Here is a 22,762-nt window from a genome sequence, read left to right as displayed (position 1 = left end):
TCAAAATAAATATTTATTTTGGGCCTTTTTACTTTTTAAACTTTTTTTATCCCTCCCGTAAACTATATTTACTTTTACATTAAAGTTTTATTTAGCTGCGTAAAGGCTTATTAAGCTCTTTGTATTACCAGTATTGCATTAGTGTAATTTGCTAAATGGTTTACTTAATTTCCTAGGGGTTGTTTTTGAAAAAGGTTTTAATTAGTGCCATATAACAATTTAAGTAATAATGAGCGAAAAGAAGCGCTCAAAATTTTATACTCGAATGCTATTTCCGGAATTGCCGTTTCTATATTAGTAAGTGTTGCTTTAGTCTTTGCTTTTAATATAAATAATGAGAAAACTAACCACGATAAAATAGTATGGTTTGGCATAATAATGTGCGTACTTACTTTGCGCGTTATTGATGTAGCGCTTTTTTTTAAAACTCAAGAGTCTAACCAACCTTACAAAATACATTCTTATATAAGTCGCTTTACAATTGGCTGTATATTAACAGCCATGTCTTGGTGTGGGTATGCTCTTTGGTTTCATAGCACATCATCTACTGTAGAGGTTACTACGACTATTGCTATTTTATCAGCGCTTGCCGGAGGCTCTGCAAATTTACTGTCTGGTAGTCGTTTTACAGCAGTTTTATATAGCTTTACTTTATTAGCGCCGTACTCTTTTTTACTCACACTTTCAAACGATCGTTTCCACCATATATTGGGGTTATTAGGTTTAACTTTTTCCACAATTATGATTGCTTCATCATATAAATCAGCCACATTTACACATAGTGCTATTAAGCTCAAAAACCAAAACCGAGAGCTACTTAATGAAATGGAAAACAAGGTTGAACAACGTACTGAAGAAATTTACCGCTTATCAAATACCGATCCACTTACTAATCTACTAAACCGAACCGCATTTTTAAAAAATGCAAACAAACAACTCGCCGATAATCCTAAAGAACCCTTTGCTTTATTATTTGTAGATTTAGATGGGTTTAAACAAATCAACGATTCGTTGGGTCACAAAGTAGGCGATAAAGTATTAAAAGAAATAGCACTGAGAATTAGGAATGTATGCAACCAACAACTCTATAAATGCCGATGGGGTGGAGATGAGTTCTTAATTTTAGCAACGTATCAAAATCAAACTGAGCTTTTCGAGTTTGCAAATAAAGTACTTCAAAGCATTAGTGCCGAACATGAAACATATAAATATCAAAAATGGGTATCGGCAACTATTGGAGTTGCTATGTACCCTGAGCACGGAAATGACTTAAATACCTTAATTCGCTCTGCTGATACCTCAATGTATCACCAAAAGCGGGTGGCTAAAGGTAATATTAATATTTATAACGATTCACTCAAATTAAAACAAGAAAGGGAATACCTCTTAAGTCAACGCTTAGCCAGTGCCATAGAAGAAAACAGCTTAAGGCTAGTATTTCAGCCAATTGTAGATAGCAAAACATCAAAAGTAACCTCTTTTGAATCATTATTACGCTGGCAACTAGACGGCGAAAATGTTTTTCCTGACGAGTTTATAACTATTGCCGAGCAATACGGTTTGATTACCGAGTTAGGTATTTGGATAATAGAGCAAGCATGCGTACAAGCAAAAAAATTCATTCACTTACAACCACAAATTGCTATAAGCGTGAACGTATCGGTTATTCAACTACAAGATCCAGAGTTTGCAACTAAGGTATTAAAATTAGTAAATAACCATCAGGTAGAGCCTAAAAATCTACATATAGAAATTACCGAGTCAGTATTTGCTAAGGATAAACTCACGTTTTTGACAGCCGTTAAAGCACTACAAGAACAAGGCTTTTGTATTTCAATTGATGATTTTGGAACTGGCTACTCATCACTATCAAGCATGCTTGATATTGGCGTAGATATAGTAAAAATAGACAGAAGTTTTATTCAAAATATGGATAAAAGAGGGTTAAGTATTATTCATGCAATTGTACAAATGGCTTCATCTTTAGATTTTGCTGTTGTTGCCGAAGGCGTTGAAACTATTGAACAAGCAAACACGCTTACTAATATTGGTGTATCTCACCTGCAAGGTTATTACTTTTCAAAACCGATGGAAGTAGATTTTGTAGACGCTTATCTGCATGGGCAAAACAAGCTGTGTAGTTAACACTACCCCTTATAAAAAGCAGCAGAGTTTCAATTTATAAGCTCGCGTGCTGGCATTTAAATTAACTAAACATAATCTTACAATTACTTACACCCAGTACATAGTAATTAGCGTAGGCTAAATATGAACCAACTTACATAAGTGTATTACGTTTAAATTTACGCTAATTAGCAAACCGCCAGCGCTGGACCCTACGTTAAGTTGTGCGCTGATGTTGCTTATATAAGTGAATAATAAAAATGTAACGATACAACTAAATATAAAGAAGGAATTTGCATGATAAAACCACTTTGCTATTCACTTATCACTTTACTTACCCCCATTGGCGCTATAGCTCAAACAATGGCAATAAAAACAACGGATGAATTAGTATCAACCGATTCAGAGATTTTATTTGCATATAATAAAGAATCAAAACAATTAGAAGCCATCAATTTACTCACATCACTAAGTAGTGAACTTGCTTTACCAAAAAATGCCATCGGGTTTGATGTGGCTACACTTGCTAACATTACCGATAAACAAGCACTCGTACTAACAAGTGATGGTGTATACAAATCCTATGCTGGTAAACCAACACTATTGTTTAATTATGAGTCGGTTCTAAATCAATTAAAAATAGATAAATTTGAAAAAGTAGACTTTGTTTTCGATGCCAACAATGACGGTCTAAGCGATATTTTCATCCCTGGGTTAGCAAGCAGTACTTTATACATTCAAAATAAAGATGGCAGCTTTAAGCCTAACAAATTTAAACAAACACCTATGTATGAAGGCAGCTTTTCAGGAAAAGGGCTTTCTCTAGAAGTTAATATTAACAATAAACCCGTCGTTATCGATTTTAACCACGACGGGTTGAACGACCTGATTTTTTCAAATGACTTTGGAGCAGATGTACTACTTGCTAATCCAGAAGGCTTTGAGCAAAAGCTCACCTCAATTGATTTTAACATCGAATTAGGCGAGCTAAGCAATGGCGAAACTCGCAAAATAAAGCAAATTATTGATATTAATAACGACGGATTTCTAGATTTTACAACTAGACAGTTTAAGCCAACGCAAGGTATGGATTCGTTAGATATAAAAATAGCACATACTTTGTACCTAGGAAGTGCTAAAGGCTTTAGTAATACGCCCATTACCTTATTTGAAACACAAGGCCCTAGTGAGTTATTGCTCAAAACTGATTTTAATAATGATGGCTTAATTGATTTACAAAAAATGGATTTAGAAATTGGATTAGGTACTATTGCGTCTATGGCATTGGGCGGTGGCAGTACTGATGTAGATGTAGAAATGAACATTTATAAGCAGCAACCCGACGGCTCATTTGCCAATAAATCGAGTATAGAACTTGATTTAGAAATGGAAGTGGGAATGAACGGCGATGACTCAGAGCCAGCACTCTATTTAGGTGATATTAACGGCGACAGCTATATTGACGCAGTATACAAATACAGTAAAAAAACGCTCTATATTTATTACGGAGAGCAAGACTCACTGCTAAATGATAAACGTAAAAAATTAAAACTAACGCTGCCTAAAAATAATAAAGATATTCTTCTGGTAGACATAAACCAAGACGGTAAAAAAGATTTTGTATTTAAATTTACCGAAGAAGATGGCACCAGCAAAATAGAAACACGCTTAAATTAAGCCAATAAAAAAGCCCAACAGAGTTAACCGTTGGGCTTTGGACTTAAGATTTTCGAGTAACAATCAACTCTGCTGCTAAATGTAATAACTAAGCAGTTACATTTAGCAGTGAATCGCCTTCACTTAAACCAAACTTCTCTTGCACTGATGCAAGGATTGATTCTTTATCTTCATCAGACAACTGGCTTGAATACTCAGTTAATAGCTCATCTAAGTAGCTGACTACTTCGTCTGTATCGACTGATTCTAATGAGTTCTGTGGTGGCGGTGGAGGTCTTTGACCTTCCACTCGTCCTGCATCACCAATGCTTTTAGCATCAAACTCAAGTTCGCTCATTAAATCAGCAAGCTCTTTTGTTGGTTCAATACCTTGTTCTTTAAATGCCGCTTGAATACTTTGCGCATCGTCGCTAGTTAAGTTTTCTGCATCAAACTGTGCAAGCGTTTCTTTAACAAAATCACTTTGCTCTGTTGTTAATTTTGCAGCTTGGCTACTTTGTTGCGGCATAAAACTCGCAGAGCTGCTGCCAATATTATTAATCATTTTAGTATCCTTTCAACGTTCACGACGAGGTGGTTTATGTTCGCTAAGTTCTTGTTCACTAATTTCGCCATTACCATCAGCATCTATAGAATCAAAAATTGTTTGTGCATCGCCGTGCGGCGGTTTTTTAGCACTAAACTCTTCAAAATTAATTACCCCATCGCCATCGGTATCAATAGTTGAAAAGTCAGGTTTTTCAGGAGGATTATCACCGCCTCGAGCAGCTACATTAGCTGAAAAAGCAATAGATAATATTGCCACAGTGGCAAGAGTTGAAAAATGCTTCATAGTAATAACCTCGTATTTAAGAATTAAACTAAGCTTACGCTTTAAAAACGCAAACAATGTGCAAATAATGAGTAAGTAGTGAATTATTTTGATAAAAAATAGTAATCTAAATACTTATTTAAAAAGTTCTAGTTGATTGCCTTGCAATCAATATATAAGCTAATAAAATAATACGATTAATTACTCTCAGGCAGTAGTGTTACTGCCCTTAATTCTCAAAGCTGATATACTGCTTGAGCCAATTAAACAAACAAATACAGAGCACTTTCATAAATAATGATTAATAACCAACCCTACTTAGCAGGCAATCTGTGAAAATACCTAAACGCCTACAACCCCTTGTTGATGATGGCCTTATTGACGAAGTTATAAGCCGACTAATGAGCGGTAAAGAAGCCGATGTATTTATTGTCCGCTGTGGTGAGCACATTCGCTGTGCGAAAGTGTATAAAGACGCGGTTAAACGTAGCTTTAAAAAAGCGGCACAATACCAAGAAGGCCGTAAAGTACGTGGAGGACGCCAAGCGCGTGCTATGGGTAAACGTTCTAGCTATGGCCGTCAATTAGAAGAAGAGATTTGGCAAAATGCCGAAGTTGATGCGTTATCTCGTTTAGCTGGTGTAGGTGTACGTGTTCCTGATACTTACTTTTGTATTGATGGCGTGCTGCTTATGGAACTCGTGTCGGACGAGGACGGTAACGTAGCCCCTCAACTTGGACATGTCGTTTTTAGTGAAGAGCAAGCGATTGAGCAGCATAAACTCATGATGCATTACATTAAGCTTATGCTTTGCGCAGGTATAATACACGGTGATTTATCTGAATTTAATGTACTTGTAGATAATAACGGCCCTGTAATTATAGATTTACCGCAAGCAGTTAACGCTTCAGCAAATAACAGTGCACAAGCTATGTTTGCACGCGATGTAAATAACATACGCCGCTACTATGGTGAATTTGCGCCAAGCATACTAAAAACTCAATACGCTAAAGAAATGTGGGCATTATTTGAAGAGGCAAATTTAACGCCTAATTCAACGCTTACTGGTGAATTTGAAGACAGCGATGAACTTGCCGATGTAGATTCTATTCTTGATGAAATTCAGGCGGCAGAATACGAAGAGTTTGACCGTTTAGAGCGAATTAAAAATGCTGACGATGATGAGTAGCTCATCGTCATAGCTCACTAATACCTCTTACTGCGGGTGCACAAATCGGTAGCCAACCCCATAAACAGACTGAATAACACTTTCAGTTTGTGTCACTTCATCTAGTTTTTTACGCAACTTTTTAATATGGCTATCAATAGTACGGTGGCTCACAATACGCTGATCGGCGTACATAGTGTCCATTAAACTATCGCGCGAATAAATACGATTTGGTTTATTAAACAAAGGTTTAAATAACTGAAATTCAAAGTTAGTAAGCTCAATACAACTGGTTTTAAATTTTACAGTGTAGGTACTTTCGTCAAGTTGCATAACTGTTGCTTTTGGCTCTGCGCTATTAAGGCGTCTTAAAATAGCTTTTACACGAGCCACCAGCTCGGCATAACTAAATGGTTTGCAAATATAATCATCTGCACCGAGCTCTAAGCCAAGTAAGCGATCAATTTCTTCTACCTTTGCCGATACCATAATAATAGGCACATTAGAAAACTGTCTAATTGCTTTACACAATTCAATACCACTTTGACCAGGTAACATTATATCGAGCAAAATTACGCTGGGTCTGTTAATTTCAAGCCAAGGTAATACTTCATTTCCGTGATGTATTTGATGAGTAACAAAATGATGGCTACTTAAAAAGTCACTCATTAAGTTAGCTAGCTTTACTTCATCTTCTACAATCAGTATTTGTTCGCTCATAGAGTTCTCTGTTATTAGTAATCCAAACTTAGGATAAAAATACCATATCAAACAAAGTTCAAGTTACGTATTTTTTATATTAATCAACTAAAGCTAAATAGTTGGTAGCCTAATAATAATAGCAAGACCGCCTAAAGTGGCTTTTTCAGCGGCTATTTCACCTTTATGCCCTTTAACTATATGCTGGCAAATAGATAAACCTAAGCCCGAACCACCCTCTTGGCGATTACGCGAACTATCTACTCGATATAAATACTCAAACAAATGCGATAAATGAGACTGTTCTACACCTACGCCATTATCTTCAATTATAAGCTCTAAGTAGGTTTGCCCTTTAATGCTTATATTGTTAGCCGTTAATGAAATAGTGGTGCATTGTGCATAATGCACCGCGTTCATTAAAATATTATCGAGCAGCTGCAAAAGTCGGGTTTTATCTGCTTGTACCGTTATATGTTTAGCGCTATTGAGTAAGTAAATTTTTATATTGTGCTGCTCAAGTATAACCTGATATTTTTGCTCAATAGTATTTAATAATAAAGCCATATCAGTAGGTTGCATAGTGTAATGCATACCACCTAACTCTGCGCTATTAAGCATATGCAAATCATCAATCAAGCGTTTTAAATGCAATGCCTCGTCGTTAGCCGAGTTAATGTTTTTTGCATTAGGCTCACGTATGCCAAGTAGCATAGCTTCAAGCTCACCGAGCAAAATACTCATTGGCGTTCTAAGCTCGTGAGAAATATTAGCTAGCCAACGTTTACGTACTTGCTCGTCTTTAGCGAGTGTAAATGCAAGGATATTAAAATCTTCGCTTAATTGGCCTAACTCGTCTTTTCGCTCAAGCGTAAGTTTGGTCTCGTAATTACCTTGCGTTAAGCGATGCATACCGTTAGCAATTTGCTTTACTGGGCTAACTAAGTGGCGAGACAATAAAAAGGTAACTAGCAATGTAAGCAATACAGCGGCTAAAGCAATAAACCATAAGTAGTTAGTTTGCTGCTGTAAAAAATCAAGCTCATAACCATCAACCAAGCTATCTCTTTTGGAAACAGCTAAGTAACCCACTGTTTTATCGCCCACTGTAATTGGGGTTGTTATATATTTTAAATCGCTGAGGTATCTACCCACTACTCGCTGCTTATTTTCATCAAGCAAAGCGTAGTGAGCAATATTTTCAGGTGGTAGGCGGCGCTCTCTCCCTAAACGAATATGATCGGGTGGCGGCCGTCGCATCATTCCCCCTCTGGGGCCTGGACCTTCTGGTGGCCTAGGTAAAAACTGGCTATTTTCTAGCTGAGATTCAACAAGTTTTCTAAAATTTTCGTCACCGCCAACAACACGTTTCCATGAGGGGGTCTGTTCGTACTGTTTTGACAGCTGCGCAACAAGTGGTTCAAGCGCTTTTACTTCTTTTGCATTAACAAAATCAATTACGCCTTGCCCTATACTCCACTGTATAAGTACCACCAGCCCTGCAATAACACTAAAAGTAAAACTAAATAGTATTAAAAAAAGTTTATTATGAATCTTCATTAATGCGTGTTTTCAACCTTGCTAGGAAAGCTTTCAAATCGGTATGTTATAAACTCTTTGGTTTGATCGTTAACATACAGCGTAGCAACTATTTTTTTGCCCTGAGCGGTCCAATACATATGACCATGATTATTTAAAGTAACCGATACGGTATTTATACCACTTTTAAATAAGTTAGCAGGTAAATGCAATGCATGTCCGTAAATTCGCTGTATTTTAACCCCATTTATATATAAATGAGCATGACCTTGTAAAAAGCCCGTGTCATCGTTTGTAGTAACGCTCATCATTTGCTGCATGTTCATTGCGCCCTCAGGGGGTACAGATAAATCATAGTGCTGCGTATCTAAAATTAAGTTATAACCCGACATACTATCTTTTAATAACTTAAGGCTTAATGCCGGGATTGGCGTATCACTTGGCACTGCTATAGGCATATGGCTATGATCCATCATTTCCTGCTGCGCAAAGAGCTTAAAGCTCAATAGCGCAGCAGTAGTTAGGATCAATGCGTATTTAAAATAACGCATAGTTACTCCTTACATTCCCGGTGGTGGACCCATTGTTTCGCCCGTATCACAGCGACCAATTGAATTATCGGCTAATTGACCTTTAAAACGAGGCCCTATTTGATAAGGAAAAGAAGGCTGTAATTTACCATCACTGTCTAACGTTAGTGTTATATGGTAGTGATAACCCTTGCCATCGTTAGTATCGTGGCCGTTATGCTCATCTAATTGAGCACCGGTTACTGTTTTTTGTGCGTAGTAGAAATCTTCAAAGTAATAACCATCGTCGGCATTTAATGTATTACCAGAGAGCGTCGTTACTTCTGCGCCAATAGCAGGACCTGCATCACTTGTTTGTGTACCTTGGCTAACATCGTATTGATCGACTAAAGTACAGCTTCGCTCACCCTCAGTACCACAACCACCTTCACTTTCTGATGCGCCATAATCACGCATTTCCCAGCCACTTAATGCAAGTTGACCGTTACTTTCATAAGGACCATAAAGTGGATAACCATCAGCTGCAAACCCATAAATAGGTGAATGCGCATCGCCATCATCTTCAAGTAAATCAGCTAAACAACTAGTGTAAAAATGGTGATGATATTCACCGTTAGCAGCATGTCCGCCACACACATCAACATCGTATTGCTCTGCAATTGGCGCTAATGTATACCAAATATTATTACCGTAGCTCATACCATCGCCCCAGTTAAATATACTGGTGCCATTAACCATTAAGCCAACTGTACCTAAACCTGTTTCACAAGTTTCAGTGTCAGATAAATCGGTAGGTGTTATCGGAAAATACGCCTCAACTGTTTGTTCTGTCGGGCAACCTGGTCCTGGAGGCCAATAGCCTGCACCGCCTGTGTCATCACAGTTTTCAGTGCTGCTGTTATAGCCAATATCTTCACCAAACGAAATGGTTTGCCCTACTGCTGCTGAGGTTACACCGTTATAAAAATCAGTAGCTGCACGCGGGCGATTATTTAACGTGTCTACTTGGTCTTGTGTAAGTGTTACGTCATATTTAGGAATGTCAGTTGTTTGCACATACATGTATTCAACGTCAGCATCTTCCTCAGTAACGGTAACAACCTCAACTGATTGAACATCTTCAACCACTGCGCCATTGTTTTGTATATAAGTAGAGGTTGTATCGTTGTTGATTAACCAACTGGTAAGTTTTGCACTATTATCAACTGCACCACTATCTGAGTCTGATGAAGCAATAACATTAACTGTAATTGTATCTACAACAACATCGTTTGTGCCGTCATCTGCACTGATTTCAAACACAAGTGCTTCATCGGTTAAAACTTCAGGTGCAACAAACTCAGTAGAAGTTGCTGTACTTGAAGATAAGCTAACGGTAGTGCCTGATGTTTGTGACCAGCTAACAGATACTTCGCCATCATCTTCAACTGTTGAACTTAAATAAACGGTATCGCCCGCATTAACAGCTTGGTCAATACCGGCGTCAACCGTTGGAGCACTATTACTGACTGTTTCGCCGTCTGTTGTAGAGCTTGTAGAATCGCTATTACATGCGCTTAAAGCTATACAAAGCGCACTTAACGCAAATAACTTAGTTACATTAGAGGCTTTTGTTTTAAGAAGTGTTTTCAATGTTTGAACCTTTACATTAACTTTTGATAAAATATTTTAACAAGTAAAAGTGCAAACAATGTGCACAAATTAAGGAAAAATAAACATAAAACTAGATTTGTGGTCGTTTAAGTACAAATTTGTCTTTAGTGGTTGCATAGTAATCCCCACCCATTCTACCTACCGCATCTAAAAGTGTTGGGTCAATATAACCGTCAACAAACACCTCATCGTCAACACAAATACCCACTATGTCTAACAACATCATTTGCCCGCCACCTGGCTCGCTTGAAAAAGTAATAACTTCACGTAGCTTACACTCATAGCGTACTTTTGAATCAGCAACACTCGGCACTGCGACCATTTGGCTATCAATTTTAGTTATATTTGCAGCATCAAACTCACTAACATCACTAGGGTAATTAGCACAGCTTTGATTCATTTTTTCAACCAGTTCATGGCTCACAATGTTAATCACACATTCTTTAGTCGCTAATAAGTTAATTAATGTATCTTTGCTTGGTTTATCGCGTGGATTTACTTGCGTCACACTCAATACTGGTGGGTTACAACTCGCTACTGTAAAAAATGAGTAAGGAGCAATATTAGCCACACCGTCGCTACTTAATGTACTTATCCACGCAATTGGACGAGGACTGATCCCGTCAACTAAATACGAATAAACATTAAGCTCTTTATTTACAGTTAAATCTAAAAACATATTTTTCCTTTTAATACATTAAAACTAAATCTTAATTTAAGTTAGTTACGTATAGGTTTGGCTGACTTAGTTAAATAACAAGCTAATTTTTATCTCTATTTAAAGCAATAAACAAATTATATGAAAATAAACATCGTGTGGTTTAAACGTGATTTGCGTCTTAGCGATCATCAACCATTAAAAAATGCATTCAGTAATGGCTTACCTACCCTATTACTTTATAACTTTGAGCCATTACTGCTCGAAGATGCACACTACAATGAGCGGCACTGGCGCTTTGTATATCAGTCTGTCGTTGAGTTAAACAATCAACTAGTGCGCTTTAATGCCTGTGTTTATATCTTTAATTTAAATATGAGCGATTTACTTGAATCGTTAAAGACGCAGTTTGAAATAGTTAATATTTTTAGCCATCAAGAAATAGGCTTAAACAACACCTTTGAGCGCGATAAAGCAATAAAAGCATGGTGCCAGCATAACCATATTAACTGGCAAGAGTCGCAAACAGACGCGGTTATTCGCGGCAAAAAAAATCGTAATAATTGGAACGAACGCTGGCAGCAAACAATGCAAGCACCTATTGCTGTTCCTAATTGGAAGAGTATAAAAACAATTACTCTCAATAACTACCAAGCACCAACATTACCAACTACCTACACGCAAGATCACGACAGCTTTCAACAAGGTGGCCCGTTGCATGCGCGAACTGTAATGCAGAGCTTTTTTGCCGAGCGCGGTAAAGGTTATCAAAAAGGAATATCGAGCCCAAGTTTAAGCCAAACTCATTGCTCTCGGCTTTCCCCGTATTTAGCGTGGGGGAATATTAGCCTTAGGCAAGTGTATCAAATGGCCATTGATGAATATCATTCAAAACACCCTGACAAAAGAGGCTGGAAGCGCCCGCTTGCTGCGTTTGTATCGCGCTTGCATTGGCACTGCCACTTTATGCAAAAGTTTGAGAGCGAATGTTCTATGGAGTTTTTAGCCCTCAATCCGGGTTATCATGTATTTCCGTATCGTGATGATGAACATGTTAAAAACGATATTGAACGCTGGGCGCAAGGTCAAACAGGTATTCCCATTATTGACGCTTGCATGCGCTGCTTAAAAGCCACCGGCTATATAAACTTTAGAATGCGCGCCATGCTTGTAAGCTTTGTAACGCATCATTTAAATATAAGCTGGCAGCAAGCAAGCTTTCCTCTCGCTAATTACTTTTTAGATTTTGAGCCCGGAATTCACTACCCACAAATTCAAATGCAAGCCTCGGTAACCGGCATTAATACCATTAGGCATTACAACCCAATTAAGCAGTCGGAAGATCAAGACCCAACAGGTTCATTTATTAAAAAGTGGTGCCCCGAGCTTGAAAAACTCCCTATTGAATATTTACATCAGCCTTGGGAGCAAACTCCGATGGAAGCACTCTTTAACGACTTTAAGTTAGGGGAGGATTACCCTGAACCCATGCTTGATTTAACCACTGCTTCAAAAGAAGCACGCGAGCGCTTATGGCAATACCGTGAGCGAGCTGATGTTAAACACGCCATAGGGAGGATTCTTAAAAAGCACGTTGGAGATACTCAAAAAGTTACTCGAACAAAAAGTAAAACGGATACTAAAAGTAACAGCAAGGCTAAGTAAGCATGGCGCACAAAAAACTAAACTTACCTCAAAAAACATGCCCTATTTGTAATAAACCTTTTACGTGGCGTAAAAAATGGCAGCGCGACTGGGATAACGTTATTTTCTGTTCAGAGCGCTGCAGGCGTAATAAATAAGAGTAAAAATTAACTGGCGTCTATTTTGCAACATCATCAGTAATTAGTGCTTTTAAGGCTTTATATAAGTTTATTTTGTAAATAACGCTTAGCTAACCTGAAAAGCTTACACTCAAGCAAGGAGAAGATGATGACTATTAAAAAAACGGCTAGTTCAACATGGTCTGGCGATATTAAAACAGGCAAAGGTAGCATATCAACTCAAAGTGGCGCGCTTAACAAACAACCTTATGGTTTTAATACCCGCTTTGAAGATAAGGCAGGCTCAAACCCTGAAGAATTAGTAGGTGCAGCTCACAGTGCATGTTTTAGTATGGCGCTTTCGCTTGCATTAGGTGATGCAGGCTTTACCGCAGATAAAATTGATGCTAAAGCCACCGTAAGCCTTGATGAAGTAGATGACGGTTTTTCAGTAACGCATATTGCCCTTGAGGTAAAAGCGCGTATTGATCATATTCAAAACGAGCAGTTTCAAGCCTTATGTGAGCAAACCAAAAAGAGCTGCCCTATTTCCAAGCTCTTAAATACCGAAATATCACTAGATGCGACACTTCAATCAGCATTTTAAATATTTAGACTTAACTATTTAGACTTAACTGTTTAGACAGTTCCTTACTAAAAAAGCCAAGTAAGTAATTACTTGGCTTGCTTATTATAAAGAAGTATTTTTAGGTTTATTCCTACTCAAAGTACTTACTACAAGCCCTATTCCCATCCCAATTGTTGGCCATACTACCCATATATAACTAGGCGAAGTTAGTAAATTTATAACGCTTAGCAAAGTTAAAATAAGTAAATATCCTTTAATTTTTTTGCCTAATGTCACTGTATTGCTCATTTATATTCTCCAAGTAATGTATGTCGCTATTATTGTTTTAATAAGCAACGTACACACCTGCTAAATGTCACTAAGTGATCTGACATTAGTCATCACTTTTCATTTAATTACATAGTTATTTATTATGTATAAAAACAATACTTTAATCTATTTGTGTTAGAATCTAATCTCAACTAACCTAAACAAATAAACATAAGAGGATGAGCTAAATGAGCGAAAAATCAAAAGATTGTGAAAAAGTTACGTGTAGTAACTGTGCTGACGCTAACGATCTCGAATTTGATTTTTCTATGGCTTTTCAACCGATTATAAACTGTAAAACTAATCTTATTTATGGCTATGAAGCGCTGGTTAGAGGTTTAAATGGCGAGTCTGCTTATTCAATCATTTCAAAAGTAAATGAAGACAACCGCTATGCATTTGATCAGCTTTGCCGCATTAAAGCCATTCAATTAGCCTCAAAGCTGGGCATAACATCAATGCTAAGCATTAACTTTTTACCTAATGCTATTTATAAACCTGAGCGATGTATACGCACCACGCTAGAAGCTGCAAAAAAGTATAACTTCCCAATTCAAAATATTATGTTTGAATTTACTGAAGTAGAAAAAATAGAAGACACCGCACACATAAAGCGCGTTGTTGATTACTATCAGTCTCTCGGATTTAAAACCGCCACCGATGACTTTGGTGCAGGTTATTCTGGTTTAAATCTACTGGCTGACTTTCAAACAGATATTATTAAGCTGGATATGGCGCTAATACGCGATATAAGCAACGACAAAAAACGCCAATTAATAGTAACTCATTGCTTAAATATGTTTCGCGATTTAAATATTATCGCACTGGCTGAAGGGATTGAAACAGTAGATGAATATACATGGCTTAAAAACGCAGGTGTTGAGCTTATGCAAGGGTATTTATTTGCCAAACCAAGCTTTGAAAACTTGCCTGAGGTAAATTTTGAGGACATAGGTGCTGATTAATACTCAACACCTATTATTTATTAAAACCTTATTGAATTTAAGTAAGGCTTAAACTACATATTACCTAGCTCTATCATCATCGCTGTGTACATACGCAAATTAAGCTTAAGTTGCTCAATGGTCATAAATTCATGCTCTGAGTGACCGGTGTAGCGCTTGCCTGGCATTGAAGGACCAAACGATACCGCATTATCAAACAGCTTTGCGTTAGTGCCACCACCTATTGATACAAAGTCAGCTTTTTCGTCGCCCGTAAAATGCTTGAAAATATCAAGCAGCTTTTGCGCATGCGGCGCGCTATCAAGCAGCATAGGTGTGCCAATAATTGTTTCTATGTTAGCAAGCGTTACATTGTTAGCAGCTTGCCAATTAGCGAGCGCATCATCAATTTGCTTTTGTAATACAGCTTCGTCTTTACCCATAGGGCGACGTGCATTTACAGCAAGTGTTAGCGCATTAACATCGCGCTCAATAACGGTTGGTGCCACTGTCATCGGGCCCATAAAGTCGTGCTTGTAAGCTATTTCGCCAAACTGTTTACCATGAATATCTAAACCAATTAACTGATTCACAAAGTCGATTAGCTCACCGTCACTGTTATTTTCAAGCTCCACGCCTTTAAATAACTCAGCTAAATAAGCAATGGCATTTATACCCGACTCCGGCTCTGATGAATGCGCCGACATACCTTTAACACTTATTGCTAAGGCATCATTTTGCTCACTAAAGTTAAACTCAACTTTATTTAATGTTTTGGCTTTTGCTTTTAATGTATTAATAAGTGCAGCGTCTGCATTGTGAAGTACTAAGCTGGCGTCTTCTGGAATTTGGCTTCTAAACGCACCGCCAGTTACATCCTTTACATATAAACCCGTTTGTGGTGATGTTGCATTAAAAGTAGGTGCAATTAAGCTCCAGCCTTTCTCGGCAACCACTACAGGGTATGATGCATCAATCGTTACTGCATATTTTGGTTGTTCATACGTTTTCATAAATTGAGTAAGCGGACCCCAATCAGACTCCTCAGCAAGGTAAATCATAAGCTCAATTCGGTTATTAAGGGTTATGCCTTTATCTTTAATTGCTTTCATGGCGTAAAGCGCTGTTGCTATTGCACCTTTATCGTCTTCCGTACCACGACCAACTAATTTTCCCGGTTCAGATGTATCAATAATAAAAGGACTTTGTTTCCATTTGCTAGCATTAGCAGGTTGCACGTCACCGTGCGTTACTACCGTTACTTTTTCGCTTTGCTCGCCCATTCCAATTAAAACGGTGTAGCCTAAATCTTGGTAGTCAAAACCAAGCTCTGCGGCTTTCATTTTTAAAAGTGCTTTAAAGCCAATAAAATCGGGATTTTGAGGAGCTGTAATGTCGCTTTTATTAACGGTCGGAAAAGCCACTAAGTTAGTTAGTGTGTGTATTTGAGCATTTTGGTAGGTATTTACTGCGTAATCGGCAACGCTATCAATATTTTTATTTAACTGCGCATGAGCACCAAACGCAAATAAAGCAATACTGGCTAAAGCTAACTTTTTCAAAACAATTCCCATTTAATTAATAACTAAGAGCGGTAATTATAACGCTATGAAGCGCTTACTTATAGCTCTTTACGCTAAACACACAGGTAACTTAAGCTGAATATTTATATAGCAGCTTTTATGAGGATGACTGTATAATGCGCGACTTAAAATTAACAGGGTATTTAATTGTGAACCGTCGTAAAAAAATCGTCACTAAATTTCAAAAGAAAGATAAACGCACTAACGCTAAACTACATAAAAGCAACAAACCTGGTTATGTGTCAAAAGCTGAGCGCGAAAAACTAGCTGAACAAGAAAGTAATGAGCCAGAGGTAATCCAAGAGTAACTCTACGCTACCCGATGCTTTGATAATTTAAAGTGGCAAAAGTACCGACCACTTACATAACCAACTACTGCCGTGGCAACTATAAGTTCAAACGTAGCTAAGTAATTAACTGTATCTACATATGGCATTGCGAGGTTTATACTTTGCATCCAGTCTTTCATTTTAAATAATGCAGTTGCCCCAATAACCATTGGAAATGTAAAAGCAGCGTAGCTCGGCGTAAAAGGCCTGCGTAATAACTTTATAAATAACACATAAACAATCAGTGTTTTTATTATCGCTAATATAAATAATGCCCCCACTATAAAGAGTGATGGATTAGCTACAATATGAAAATACCCCGCTAATGTTAAACTGGCAGGCGCAGCTAAAATGGCAAGTGTTGGCTGTATTTCGTAGTCACTTTTTAATGCTAATAAAAAGCGATAAAACATAATTGGCAGCATAATACTGTACGTTGATATACCAATCACCAGTGCGCTATAAGCTAACCGCGCTAATGTCGGATTTCCCGAAAAAGTAACATCTGCAATAATTATCCCCACTGGCGGCACAAACCAGCTGGGCGCCATATCCTCGAAGTTAAACTTTTTTGCTCGCTGGTATAAAAAACTCACCAAAAATGTGAGATGCAGCACAAAAGCTAAAACCCACATAATGTCGCCAGCTAATGAATTAAATTGCCCAACTGAGTTTGAAATAACAAGATTAGCCATTGCAAATGTAGGGATCACACTTCCTGCAACTGGGTGTGCTAAATCGGCTTTTAATAAATGAGGGTGTAGTAAAAACTTAGCAGCCAAAAGTAAAACTAATACGCCAGCTAGTACCGCTCCCAAAAATTGCCCTTGGGAGTTTAAATTAAAAACGTTTTCCCATGTCCATCCCATACTAGCAATACCCAAAGTTAAACCGGCCATAGCTGTTGGCGCACCCATCACTTTATTTTTAAATTGCTTAAACACTGTATTTCCTAATTATTGGGTGATGAACAAGTTACTGCTTTTTACTGCATTGCCTTAAAATAACGCTGTAAAATTAGTACAAGCGTGCTTAATAGAACGCTTTTTGCGTACAAATATTTCATAAAAATAAGTTTACGGCTTACATATTAAAACGCAAAAAAAGCCATAACACAGTTATGGCTTTTGCTTTATTTTTAAAATTTAGTTTAGTTAGAACGCGTAACTAACGCTTACATTAAATGAACGACCCTGCCCAGCAAGTTGTTCAAACCCGTTGCTGCTATCTTGTTTAAGTGCCGCAATACTTACACCACCTAGCGGAAGTTGGTAGTACTCATCAAACACGTTACTCACTTCTGCGCTTAGCGTTAATGAATCCCATGTGGCTTTAGAGCTTAAATTAACCAGGCTGTAGCTGTCTGTTTGGTTTTCAAAACGATTATTATCTACACGGCTTTTAGTATCGACCCACTGCCAAGATAACGCGTTTTCAAATCGACCTATTTGCTGGCTAATACCTAGCTGGGTTTGCAGTGGTTTAATTTGATAAAGCGGCTGGTTAGTATCGTCGCGCTTGCCTCTCGTATTAGTAACGTTAGCGTGTAACTGCCAGTTACCTAATTGCTTAGATTCATAAATGTTGGCTGTTAAATCTATTTTTGCACCATACAAAATAGCATCTACATTAGTAAACTGAAAAATGTTACGCGCTGTATTGTCCAAGTCATAACTATTGAAGCTTCTTATAATATCAGCATCAATATAGTCACTCACATCTGTATACCAAACATTGGTGCTTAATCGCCAACGGTCATCTTTAGCCGATTTAATATAAGTAGCACTTATTGTATGCGCTGTTTCAACGTCTAAATCAGGGTTACCAATATAGCCATTACCATCGCCATACCAACCAATCATGGTGGTTGCCATGGTACTTACACCCCAACTGTATCGCTCGTATAAATTAGGCGCTCGGTTTTTACGGGCAAGACCAAGTTGCAGCTCATCATAATTTGTTATTTGGTAGTTAATTAATAAGTTAGCATCAACTATAGTGTCGGTTTTATCTCTGTCGCCAGCATTAAAATTCTGTGCAGCAATGGTATTATCTGTAGACGTATCGCTCATGGTCATACTTTCCATACTACTCATATCGTCCATATCCGTCATACTCATGTCATCGTTGTAAGATTGAACCTCTCCAACATGGGTATTAATACTTTCAATGCGTACGCCTGCGTTTAACCATAACTTTGTATTTATTTGGCTCTCAAATTCTGCAAATGCCGCTATGCGCTCTCGTTTGCCGTTATTTACATTTACGTAATCGTCTGGTCCCATCATGGTTGAGCCTTCAATACCTGGCCACCAATCATCAATACTGTAATTGTAATATTCTTGACCGAGTAAAATACTGCTGTTTTTATCAAGCGCGATACGCCATTTAAGCTGCGTACTTATATCTTGTGCATCGGTTTTCATTGGCATCATGCCTGTTTTTTCTTCACTGAAAAAGCCCATTTCGTGCTTTACGCTATGCCAGTTAACTTGCCCTTCAAGCTCGCTGTTTTCAAAGGAGCGCTTGTATTGAGCTATTGCACCGTAACTGGTGTTATCGGTCATATCCATATACTGATTTGCAAATCCCTGATACGGGATTTTTTGATGCGTTAGCTTTATAACTAATTGCTGTTTATCATCGCGCATAGCTGCGGTTAAACTATGATTTTGTGCTCGATACAATGTATCTAATACTACATCGCCGTTACCGTCTTCATAACTATCTGCGTCACTAAACGAACCCTGATAATTAAGGCTAAACGTGTCACTTGCTAAACGTGCACCAACGCCAAGTTTACGTCCGTTATCAACGCTACTGTACTTTGCTGACACATAACCTGAGTGCCAACCTAATTCATTGCTATCGCTATACTGTGTTGAAATAGAATTAACGCTTATTACACCGGCAATATTATCCCCGCCCGCGCTTACTGGCGACACGCCTGCAACCACATTGTAAGACGTAATTTGATTAGCCGAGATATACGAAAGTGGCGGGTTCATATGATTAGCGCATGCAGCGGTTACATCTGCACCATCAACTAACACTTTAACTCTGTCGCCCATTAAACCATTTAAAATAGGTAAGTTAGATACGCCGCCCGCTGCTGAAAAATCGACACCTAAATCACTTAATAACGATTCTGACGAACCAAGTGCTAAATGCTTATTTTGAGCATGTCCGTGTACTTCAATCACTTCTAAAGGCGTATCGTCGGCAAATGCAAAAGGAGATAGCACACCGCTAATAAAAAGTGCGACAGGCGTTAGTAAATATGTTTTTTGAGTTTTGCTTTTATAAACCATTGTTAATTTATGCCACTGTAATAATTGACGTAATTATAGTATGAGTTGCAAAAGCAAAAGCGCGACATATTGTCGCACTTTATCAATTTAAAATGTTGTTAGGTGTGTTTGAACACATAAGAAGGCAGCTTTAAACATAGGAACATGCAATTAACTAAGTATTTAACTTAGCTACCGTTTGAGAAACAATATCGGCTCCATGTTCAATCTCTTTAATAACCTCAGACACATTAGCAATAAGCTCTCTTCCTTGTTTTGATGAGTCTGAAACTGACGTTATTTGCTTTGATATATCATTAGTGAGCTCTTGGTTATTTTTAACAACACTTGCTATTTCATTAGTAGAGCGACTCGTGCTGGCTGCAAGCTGCCTTACTTCATCAGCTACTACAGCAAAACCTCGACCATAATCACCAGCACGCGCTGCTTCTATTGCGGCATTAAGTGCCAGTAAATTAGTTTGATCCGCAATGCTGCTAATTGTCGAAACAATGGAGCCTATGACCGCAGACTGTTCATTAAGATTTTTTATTAAATCTACCGATTTAAGTACTTGGCTTACAATGGCGTCGGAGTTCGCTATAGAGCTTTGTAGTATTTCAGAGCCTTTTTTAGCGGTTGTAGCAGTAGCTACCGCCGATTCATGTGCTATTGCAGCGGCTTCTGTCACTGCACTGTTATTATTAATTCGATCGGTAATATTTGATGCAAACTTAATTATTTTAATTACATTACCTTTGCTATCTAAAATTGGGTTATAAGTTGCTTCTAACCAAATTTCTGAACCGTCGGCGGTAATACGTTTAAATTTTCCTGACTTAAACTGCCCCTGCGCTAATTCACTCCAAAAGCGTGGGTTTTTCTCATAAAACAATTTAGTACAAAACATTTTATGATGCTTGCCTACAATGTCTTTTAAGCTATAACCTATTGTTGCTAAAAAGTTTTGGTTCGCCTTTAAAATATTACCCTCTGGGGTAAACTCTATTGTAGCCAAGGCTTTGTCGAGTGCATTTGCAATAGCTTCTTGCGCTTTTCTTTGTATGTAACTGTTTGTAATATCAGAGGCTATTTTAATAACTTTGGTGACTACGCCGCGCTCTTCTACAGGAAAGTAAGTTGCCTCAAGCCAAAGCTTATCGCCATTAGCTTTGTACCTTAAAAACGAGCCTGCTTTAGAATTCCCTGCTCTCAATGCTTGCCAAAATTGACTATATTCGTTTGACTTTGCATATTCAGGTTCGCAAAACATACGATGATGCTTACCAATTATTTTCTCTTTGCTATACCCAATCGTTTTTAAAAACAACTGGTTTGCATCTAATATTATTCCATCAGGTGTAAACTCTATATAAGCAACGTGCTTATTAATTGCCGATAAAATAGATTGTTTTTGAATTAATTGAAGCTCCATTTCTTCAATTTTTGCGTTTCTTTTAGAAATACCAAACATATAAAAACCTTAAGGAGTAAATTAGTACAAAAATTAGCAAATTAATGTGATATCAATATGTAGCTGTACTGTAAATATAAGCTTTAAATAACCTTTCGGCTAATATTTAATATCTTATATATATATGCTTTATAAATAGTTTTTTTATTTTATAAATGTTAAGTAGCATTTTCTTCTAATTAACATTTTAAAAACCTAATAAAACCACTAATTTATGCATGACTCTGTACTTTTTTTAACTTAAAATAGCGCCCTCACAGACTACCCTCTCACACCAAAATTTAAGCATACACATAATATTTCCTATTCAAGATCTATTGTGCAGTTTCATTTTTAAAATTAAACCTTAAGGGATCATCTATGACATCAGATGTAACGTCGGCATCTAGTCAACTTAACAGAACCGCTATTTTACTCGTATTAGCGCTAGGCACATTTATTTTAGGATTATCTGAGTTTTCGATGATGCCTATGCTGCCACTAATTAGCGAAACATTTGGCTCAACGCCCTCACAAAGTGGTTACGCAATTAGTGCTTACGCCATTGGTGTTGTAGTTGGCGCCCCTATTTTAATGCTCACTACAGCTAATATGAGAAAGCGCAAAGCATTGCTCATTTTTATAAGCTTAATGTTTATCTCAAACGGGTTAAGCGCGATGGCAACATCGCTTGAGCAGCTTGTAATATTTAGATTTTTAAGTGGTTTACCTCATGGTGCATATTTTGGCGCGGCTATTTTATTAGCATCGGATATTGCCCCAAAAGGTAAGCGTGCTAGCTTTATGTCTAAGGTGTTTATGGGTTTAACTGTAGCTACTATTGTTGGTGTGCCTGTTGTAACACTTGTGGGTCAAAACCTTAGTTGGCGGTATTGTTTAGCCGGCGCTGCAGTGCTTGCATTTATTGCTTTTATTTTTGTTTATAAAGTAGTTCCAAATATAGATAACGCTAAGCCTTCTAACTTACTAAACGAGTTTGGCGTACTTAAAAACAAACTGGTTTGGTCTATTTTGGGTATTGTAATTATTGGCTTTGGCGGGGTGTTTTGTATTTATACTTACATTGCAGACACCATCTTAGTGGTAACAAAAACAGCCCCGTATACTATTTCTATCGCAATGGTAATGTTTGGTATTGGTTGTACGCTCGGTAACTATGTACTGGGTAAAGCAGCCGATAAATCAGCAATTAAAACGACTGGCCTTGCGCTTGTATGTACCATTGTATTTGCCTTTGCTTATGTAACGGCAAGCCATAATATTTGGGCTCTTTATGCAGTGATCTTCTTTATTGGTTGCAGTGTGGGCTTGGCTACGCTGATTCAAACGCTTTTAATGGACGTTGCACCCGAAGGCCACGCTATGATTGGTGCCTTAGTACAGTGCGCATTTAATACTGCCAATGCTATAGGCCCTTGGGTCGGTGGAATTGCAATAGCACAGGGTGCTGCACCTAATCAAACAGGTTACGTTGCAGCTGCATTATTTTTAGGTGGTTTGGGTATGTGGCTACTAAGTTACTTACAACTAAATAAACAGCAACCAACAGCGCAAGCTACTAATTAACTTGAGTTCAGATTAATTTAAAATACAAAAAGAGCCGCTAATTAGCGGCTCTTTT

The 22,762-nt window shown here is 37.8% G+C and carries 21 protein-coding genes; 9 read left to right on the top strand and 12 right to left on the bottom strand.

The genetic code is table 11. The features are described 5' to 3' along the window. The first annotated feature begins 204 nt into the window (after nucleotides 1-204). On the top strand, nucleotides 205-2,145 hold the full coding sequence (locus I6F40_RS06810; RefSeq protein WP_166378673.1) for a putative bifunctional diguanylate cyclase/phosphodiesterase: 1,941 nt from the start codon (nucleotides 205-207) through the stop codon (nucleotides 2,143-2,145). A 276-nt stretch (nucleotides 2,146-2,421) separates the two neighbouring features. Beyond that, on the top strand, nucleotides 2,422-3,801 hold the full coding sequence (locus tag I6F40_RS06805; RefSeq protein WP_166378675.1) for an FG-GAP repeat domain-containing protein: 1,380 nt from the start codon (nucleotides 2,422-2,424) through the stop codon (nucleotides 3,799-3,801). 88 nt (nucleotides 3,802-3,889) lie between these two features. Here the strand turns inward: I6F40_RS06805 and I6F40_RS06800 are convergent, their stop codons facing one another. Continuing rightward, nucleotides 3,890-4,345 (bottom strand): hypothetical protein, encoded by a 456-nt coding sequence (locus I6F40_RS06800; protein ID WP_166378677.1) that lies wholly within the window; start codon nucleotides 4,343-4,345, stop codon nucleotides 3,890-3,892. A gap of 12 nt (nucleotides 4,346-4,357) precedes the next feature. Continuing rightward, the gene (locus tag I6F40_RS06795; protein WP_166378679.1) at nucleotides 4,358-4,633 is read right to left on the bottom strand and encodes an EF-hand domain-containing protein; all 276 of its coding nucleotides are present in this window, start codon (nucleotides 4,631-4,633) and stop codon (nucleotides 4,358-4,360) included. 311 nt (nucleotides 4,634-4,944) lie between these two features. Between I6F40_RS06795 and I6F40_RS06790 the strand changes: the two genes are divergently transcribed. Then, nucleotides 4,945-5,802, top strand: coding sequence for a PA4780 family RIO1-like protein kinase (locus tag I6F40_RS06790; protein ID WP_007376869.1), 858 nt, complete (start codon nucleotides 4,945-4,947; stop codon nucleotides 5,800-5,802). Between the two features lie 27 nt (nucleotides 5,803-5,829). On the opposite strand, the gene I6F40_RS06785 is transcribed toward I6F40_RS06790, so the two are convergent. The 5 genes from I6F40_RS06785 to I6F40_RS06765 form a co-directional block, all read right to left on the bottom strand. After that, nucleotides 5,830-6,501, bottom strand: coding sequence for a response regulator (locus I6F40_RS06785; protein WP_166378681.1), 672 nt, complete (start codon nucleotides 6,499-6,501; stop codon nucleotides 5,830-5,832). A gap of 93 nt (nucleotides 6,502-6,594) precedes the next feature. Further along, a complete protein-coding gene (locus I6F40_RS06780) occupies nucleotides 6,595-8,040 on the bottom strand; it encodes an ATP-binding protein (protein ID WP_166378683.1) in 1,446 nt (481 codons plus the stop codon). Further along, nucleotides 8,040-8,570, bottom strand: a complete 531-nt coding sequence (locus tag I6F40_RS06775; protein ID WP_197192688.1) for a hypothetical protein — start codon at nucleotides 8,568-8,570, stop codon at nucleotides 8,040-8,042. Before I6F40_RS06775 ends, I6F40_RS06780 begins: the two co-directional genes overlap by 1 nt. A 9-nt stretch (nucleotides 8,571-8,579) precedes the next feature. Continuing rightward, nucleotides 8,580-10,181 carry a YHYH protein gene (locus tag I6F40_RS06770; RefSeq protein WP_166378685.1) on the bottom strand — a complete coding sequence of 534 codons (1,602 nt, stop codon included), beginning with the start codon at nucleotides 10,179-10,181 and terminating at the stop codon, nucleotides 8,580-8,582. Nucleotides 10,182-10,272: 91 nt separating this feature from the next. After that, nucleotides 10,273-10,881, bottom strand: a complete 609-nt coding sequence (locus I6F40_RS06765) for a flavin reductase family protein (protein WP_166378687.1) — start codon at nucleotides 10,879-10,881, stop codon at nucleotides 10,273-10,275. Nucleotides 10,882-11,001: 120 nt separating this feature from the next. Here I6F40_RS06765 and I6F40_RS06760 point away from each other — a divergent pair, with 120 nt between their 5' ends. From I6F40_RS06760 to I6F40_RS06750, 3 genes are all read left to right on the top strand, one after another. Beyond that, nucleotides 11,002-12,525, top strand: coding sequence for a cryptochrome/deoxyribodipyrimidine photo-lyase family protein (locus tag I6F40_RS06760; protein ID WP_166378689.1), 1,524 nt, complete (start codon nucleotides 11,002-11,004; stop codon nucleotides 12,523-12,525). A gap of 2 nt (nucleotides 12,526-12,527) precedes the next feature. Further along, a complete protein-coding gene (locus tag I6F40_RS06755; RefSeq protein ID WP_166378691.1) occupies nucleotides 12,528-12,662 on the top strand; it encodes a DUF2256 domain-containing protein in 135 nt (44 codons plus the stop codon). A gap of 130 nt (nucleotides 12,663-12,792) precedes the next feature. Further along, nucleotides 12,793-13,230 (top strand): OsmC family protein, encoded by a 438-nt coding sequence (locus I6F40_RS06750; RefSeq protein ID WP_166378694.1) that lies wholly within the window; start codon nucleotides 12,793-12,795, stop codon nucleotides 13,228-13,230. 84 nt (nucleotides 13,231-13,314) lie between these two features. On the opposite strand, the gene I6F40_RS06745 is transcribed toward I6F40_RS06750, so the two are convergent. After that, entirely contained in the window at nucleotides 13,315-13,500 is a 186-nt protein-coding gene (locus tag I6F40_RS06745) for a 2TM domain-containing protein (RefSeq protein ID WP_166378696.1), read from the bottom strand. Between the two features lie 209 nt (nucleotides 13,501-13,709). Here I6F40_RS06745 and I6F40_RS06740 point away from each other — a divergent pair, with 209 nt between their 5' ends. Beyond that, nucleotides 13,710-14,486 carry an EAL domain-containing protein gene (locus I6F40_RS06740; protein WP_166378698.1) on the top strand — a complete coding sequence of 259 codons (777 nt, stop codon included), beginning with the start codon at nucleotides 13,710-13,712 and terminating at the stop codon, nucleotides 14,484-14,486. Nucleotides 14,487-14,539: 53 nt separating this feature from the next. On the opposite strand, the gene I6F40_RS06735 is transcribed toward I6F40_RS06740, so the two are convergent. Next, nucleotides 14,540-16,027: a dipeptidase gene (locus tag I6F40_RS06735; protein WP_166378700.1), complete on the bottom strand. Its 1,488-nt coding sequence runs from the start codon at nucleotides 16,025-16,027 to the stop codon at nucleotides 14,540-14,542. A 137-nt stretch (nucleotides 16,028-16,164) separates the two neighbouring features. Here I6F40_RS06735 and I6F40_RS06730 point away from each other — a divergent pair, with 137 nt between their 5' ends. After that, nucleotides 16,165-16,356 (top strand): DUF2986 domain-containing protein, encoded by a 192-nt coding sequence (locus I6F40_RS06730; protein WP_008169531.1) that lies wholly within the window; start codon nucleotides 16,165-16,167, stop codon nucleotides 16,354-16,356. A 2-nt stretch (nucleotides 16,357-16,358) separates the two neighbouring features. On the opposite strand, the gene I6F40_RS06725 is transcribed toward I6F40_RS06730, so the two are convergent. The 3 genes from I6F40_RS06725 to I6F40_RS06715 all read right to left on the bottom strand — a co-directional run bounded on the left by I6F40_RS06725 (nucleotide 16,359) and on the right by I6F40_RS06715 (nucleotide 21,141). Continuing rightward, nucleotides 16,359-17,321 (bottom strand): TDT family transporter, encoded by a 963-nt coding sequence (locus I6F40_RS06725; RefSeq protein ID WP_166378702.1) that lies wholly within the window; start codon nucleotides 17,319-17,321, stop codon nucleotides 16,359-16,361. Between the two features lie 210 nt (nucleotides 17,322-17,531). Beyond that, entirely contained in the window at nucleotides 17,532-19,688 is a 2,157-nt protein-coding gene (locus I6F40_RS06720) for a TonB-dependent receptor (RefSeq protein ID WP_166378704.1), read from the bottom strand. A 154-nt stretch (nucleotides 19,689-19,842) separates the two neighbouring features. Next, on the bottom strand, nucleotides 19,843-21,141 hold the full coding sequence (locus tag I6F40_RS06715; protein WP_166378706.1) for a methyl-accepting chemotaxis protein: 1,299 nt from the start codon (nucleotides 21,139-21,141) through the stop codon (nucleotides 19,843-19,845). A 360-nt stretch (nucleotides 21,142-21,501) separates the two neighbouring features. Between I6F40_RS06715 and I6F40_RS06710 the strand changes: the two genes are divergently transcribed. After that, entirely contained in the window at nucleotides 21,502-22,707 is a 1,206-nt protein-coding gene (locus I6F40_RS06710; RefSeq protein ID WP_197192687.1) for an MFS transporter, read from the top strand. Nucleotides 22,708-22,762 lie beyond the last annotated feature (55 nt).

The sequence above is a fragment of the Pseudoalteromonas sp. SWXJ133 genome, assembly GCF_015864365.1.
In the GTDB taxonomy this organism is placed as follows: domain Bacteria; phylum Pseudomonadota; class Gammaproteobacteria; order Enterobacterales; family Alteromonadaceae; genus Pseudoalteromonas; species Pseudoalteromonas arctica.
Note: the sequence above shows the minus strand (reverse complement) of the source record. Positions and strands in the feature narration are given on the sequence as shown.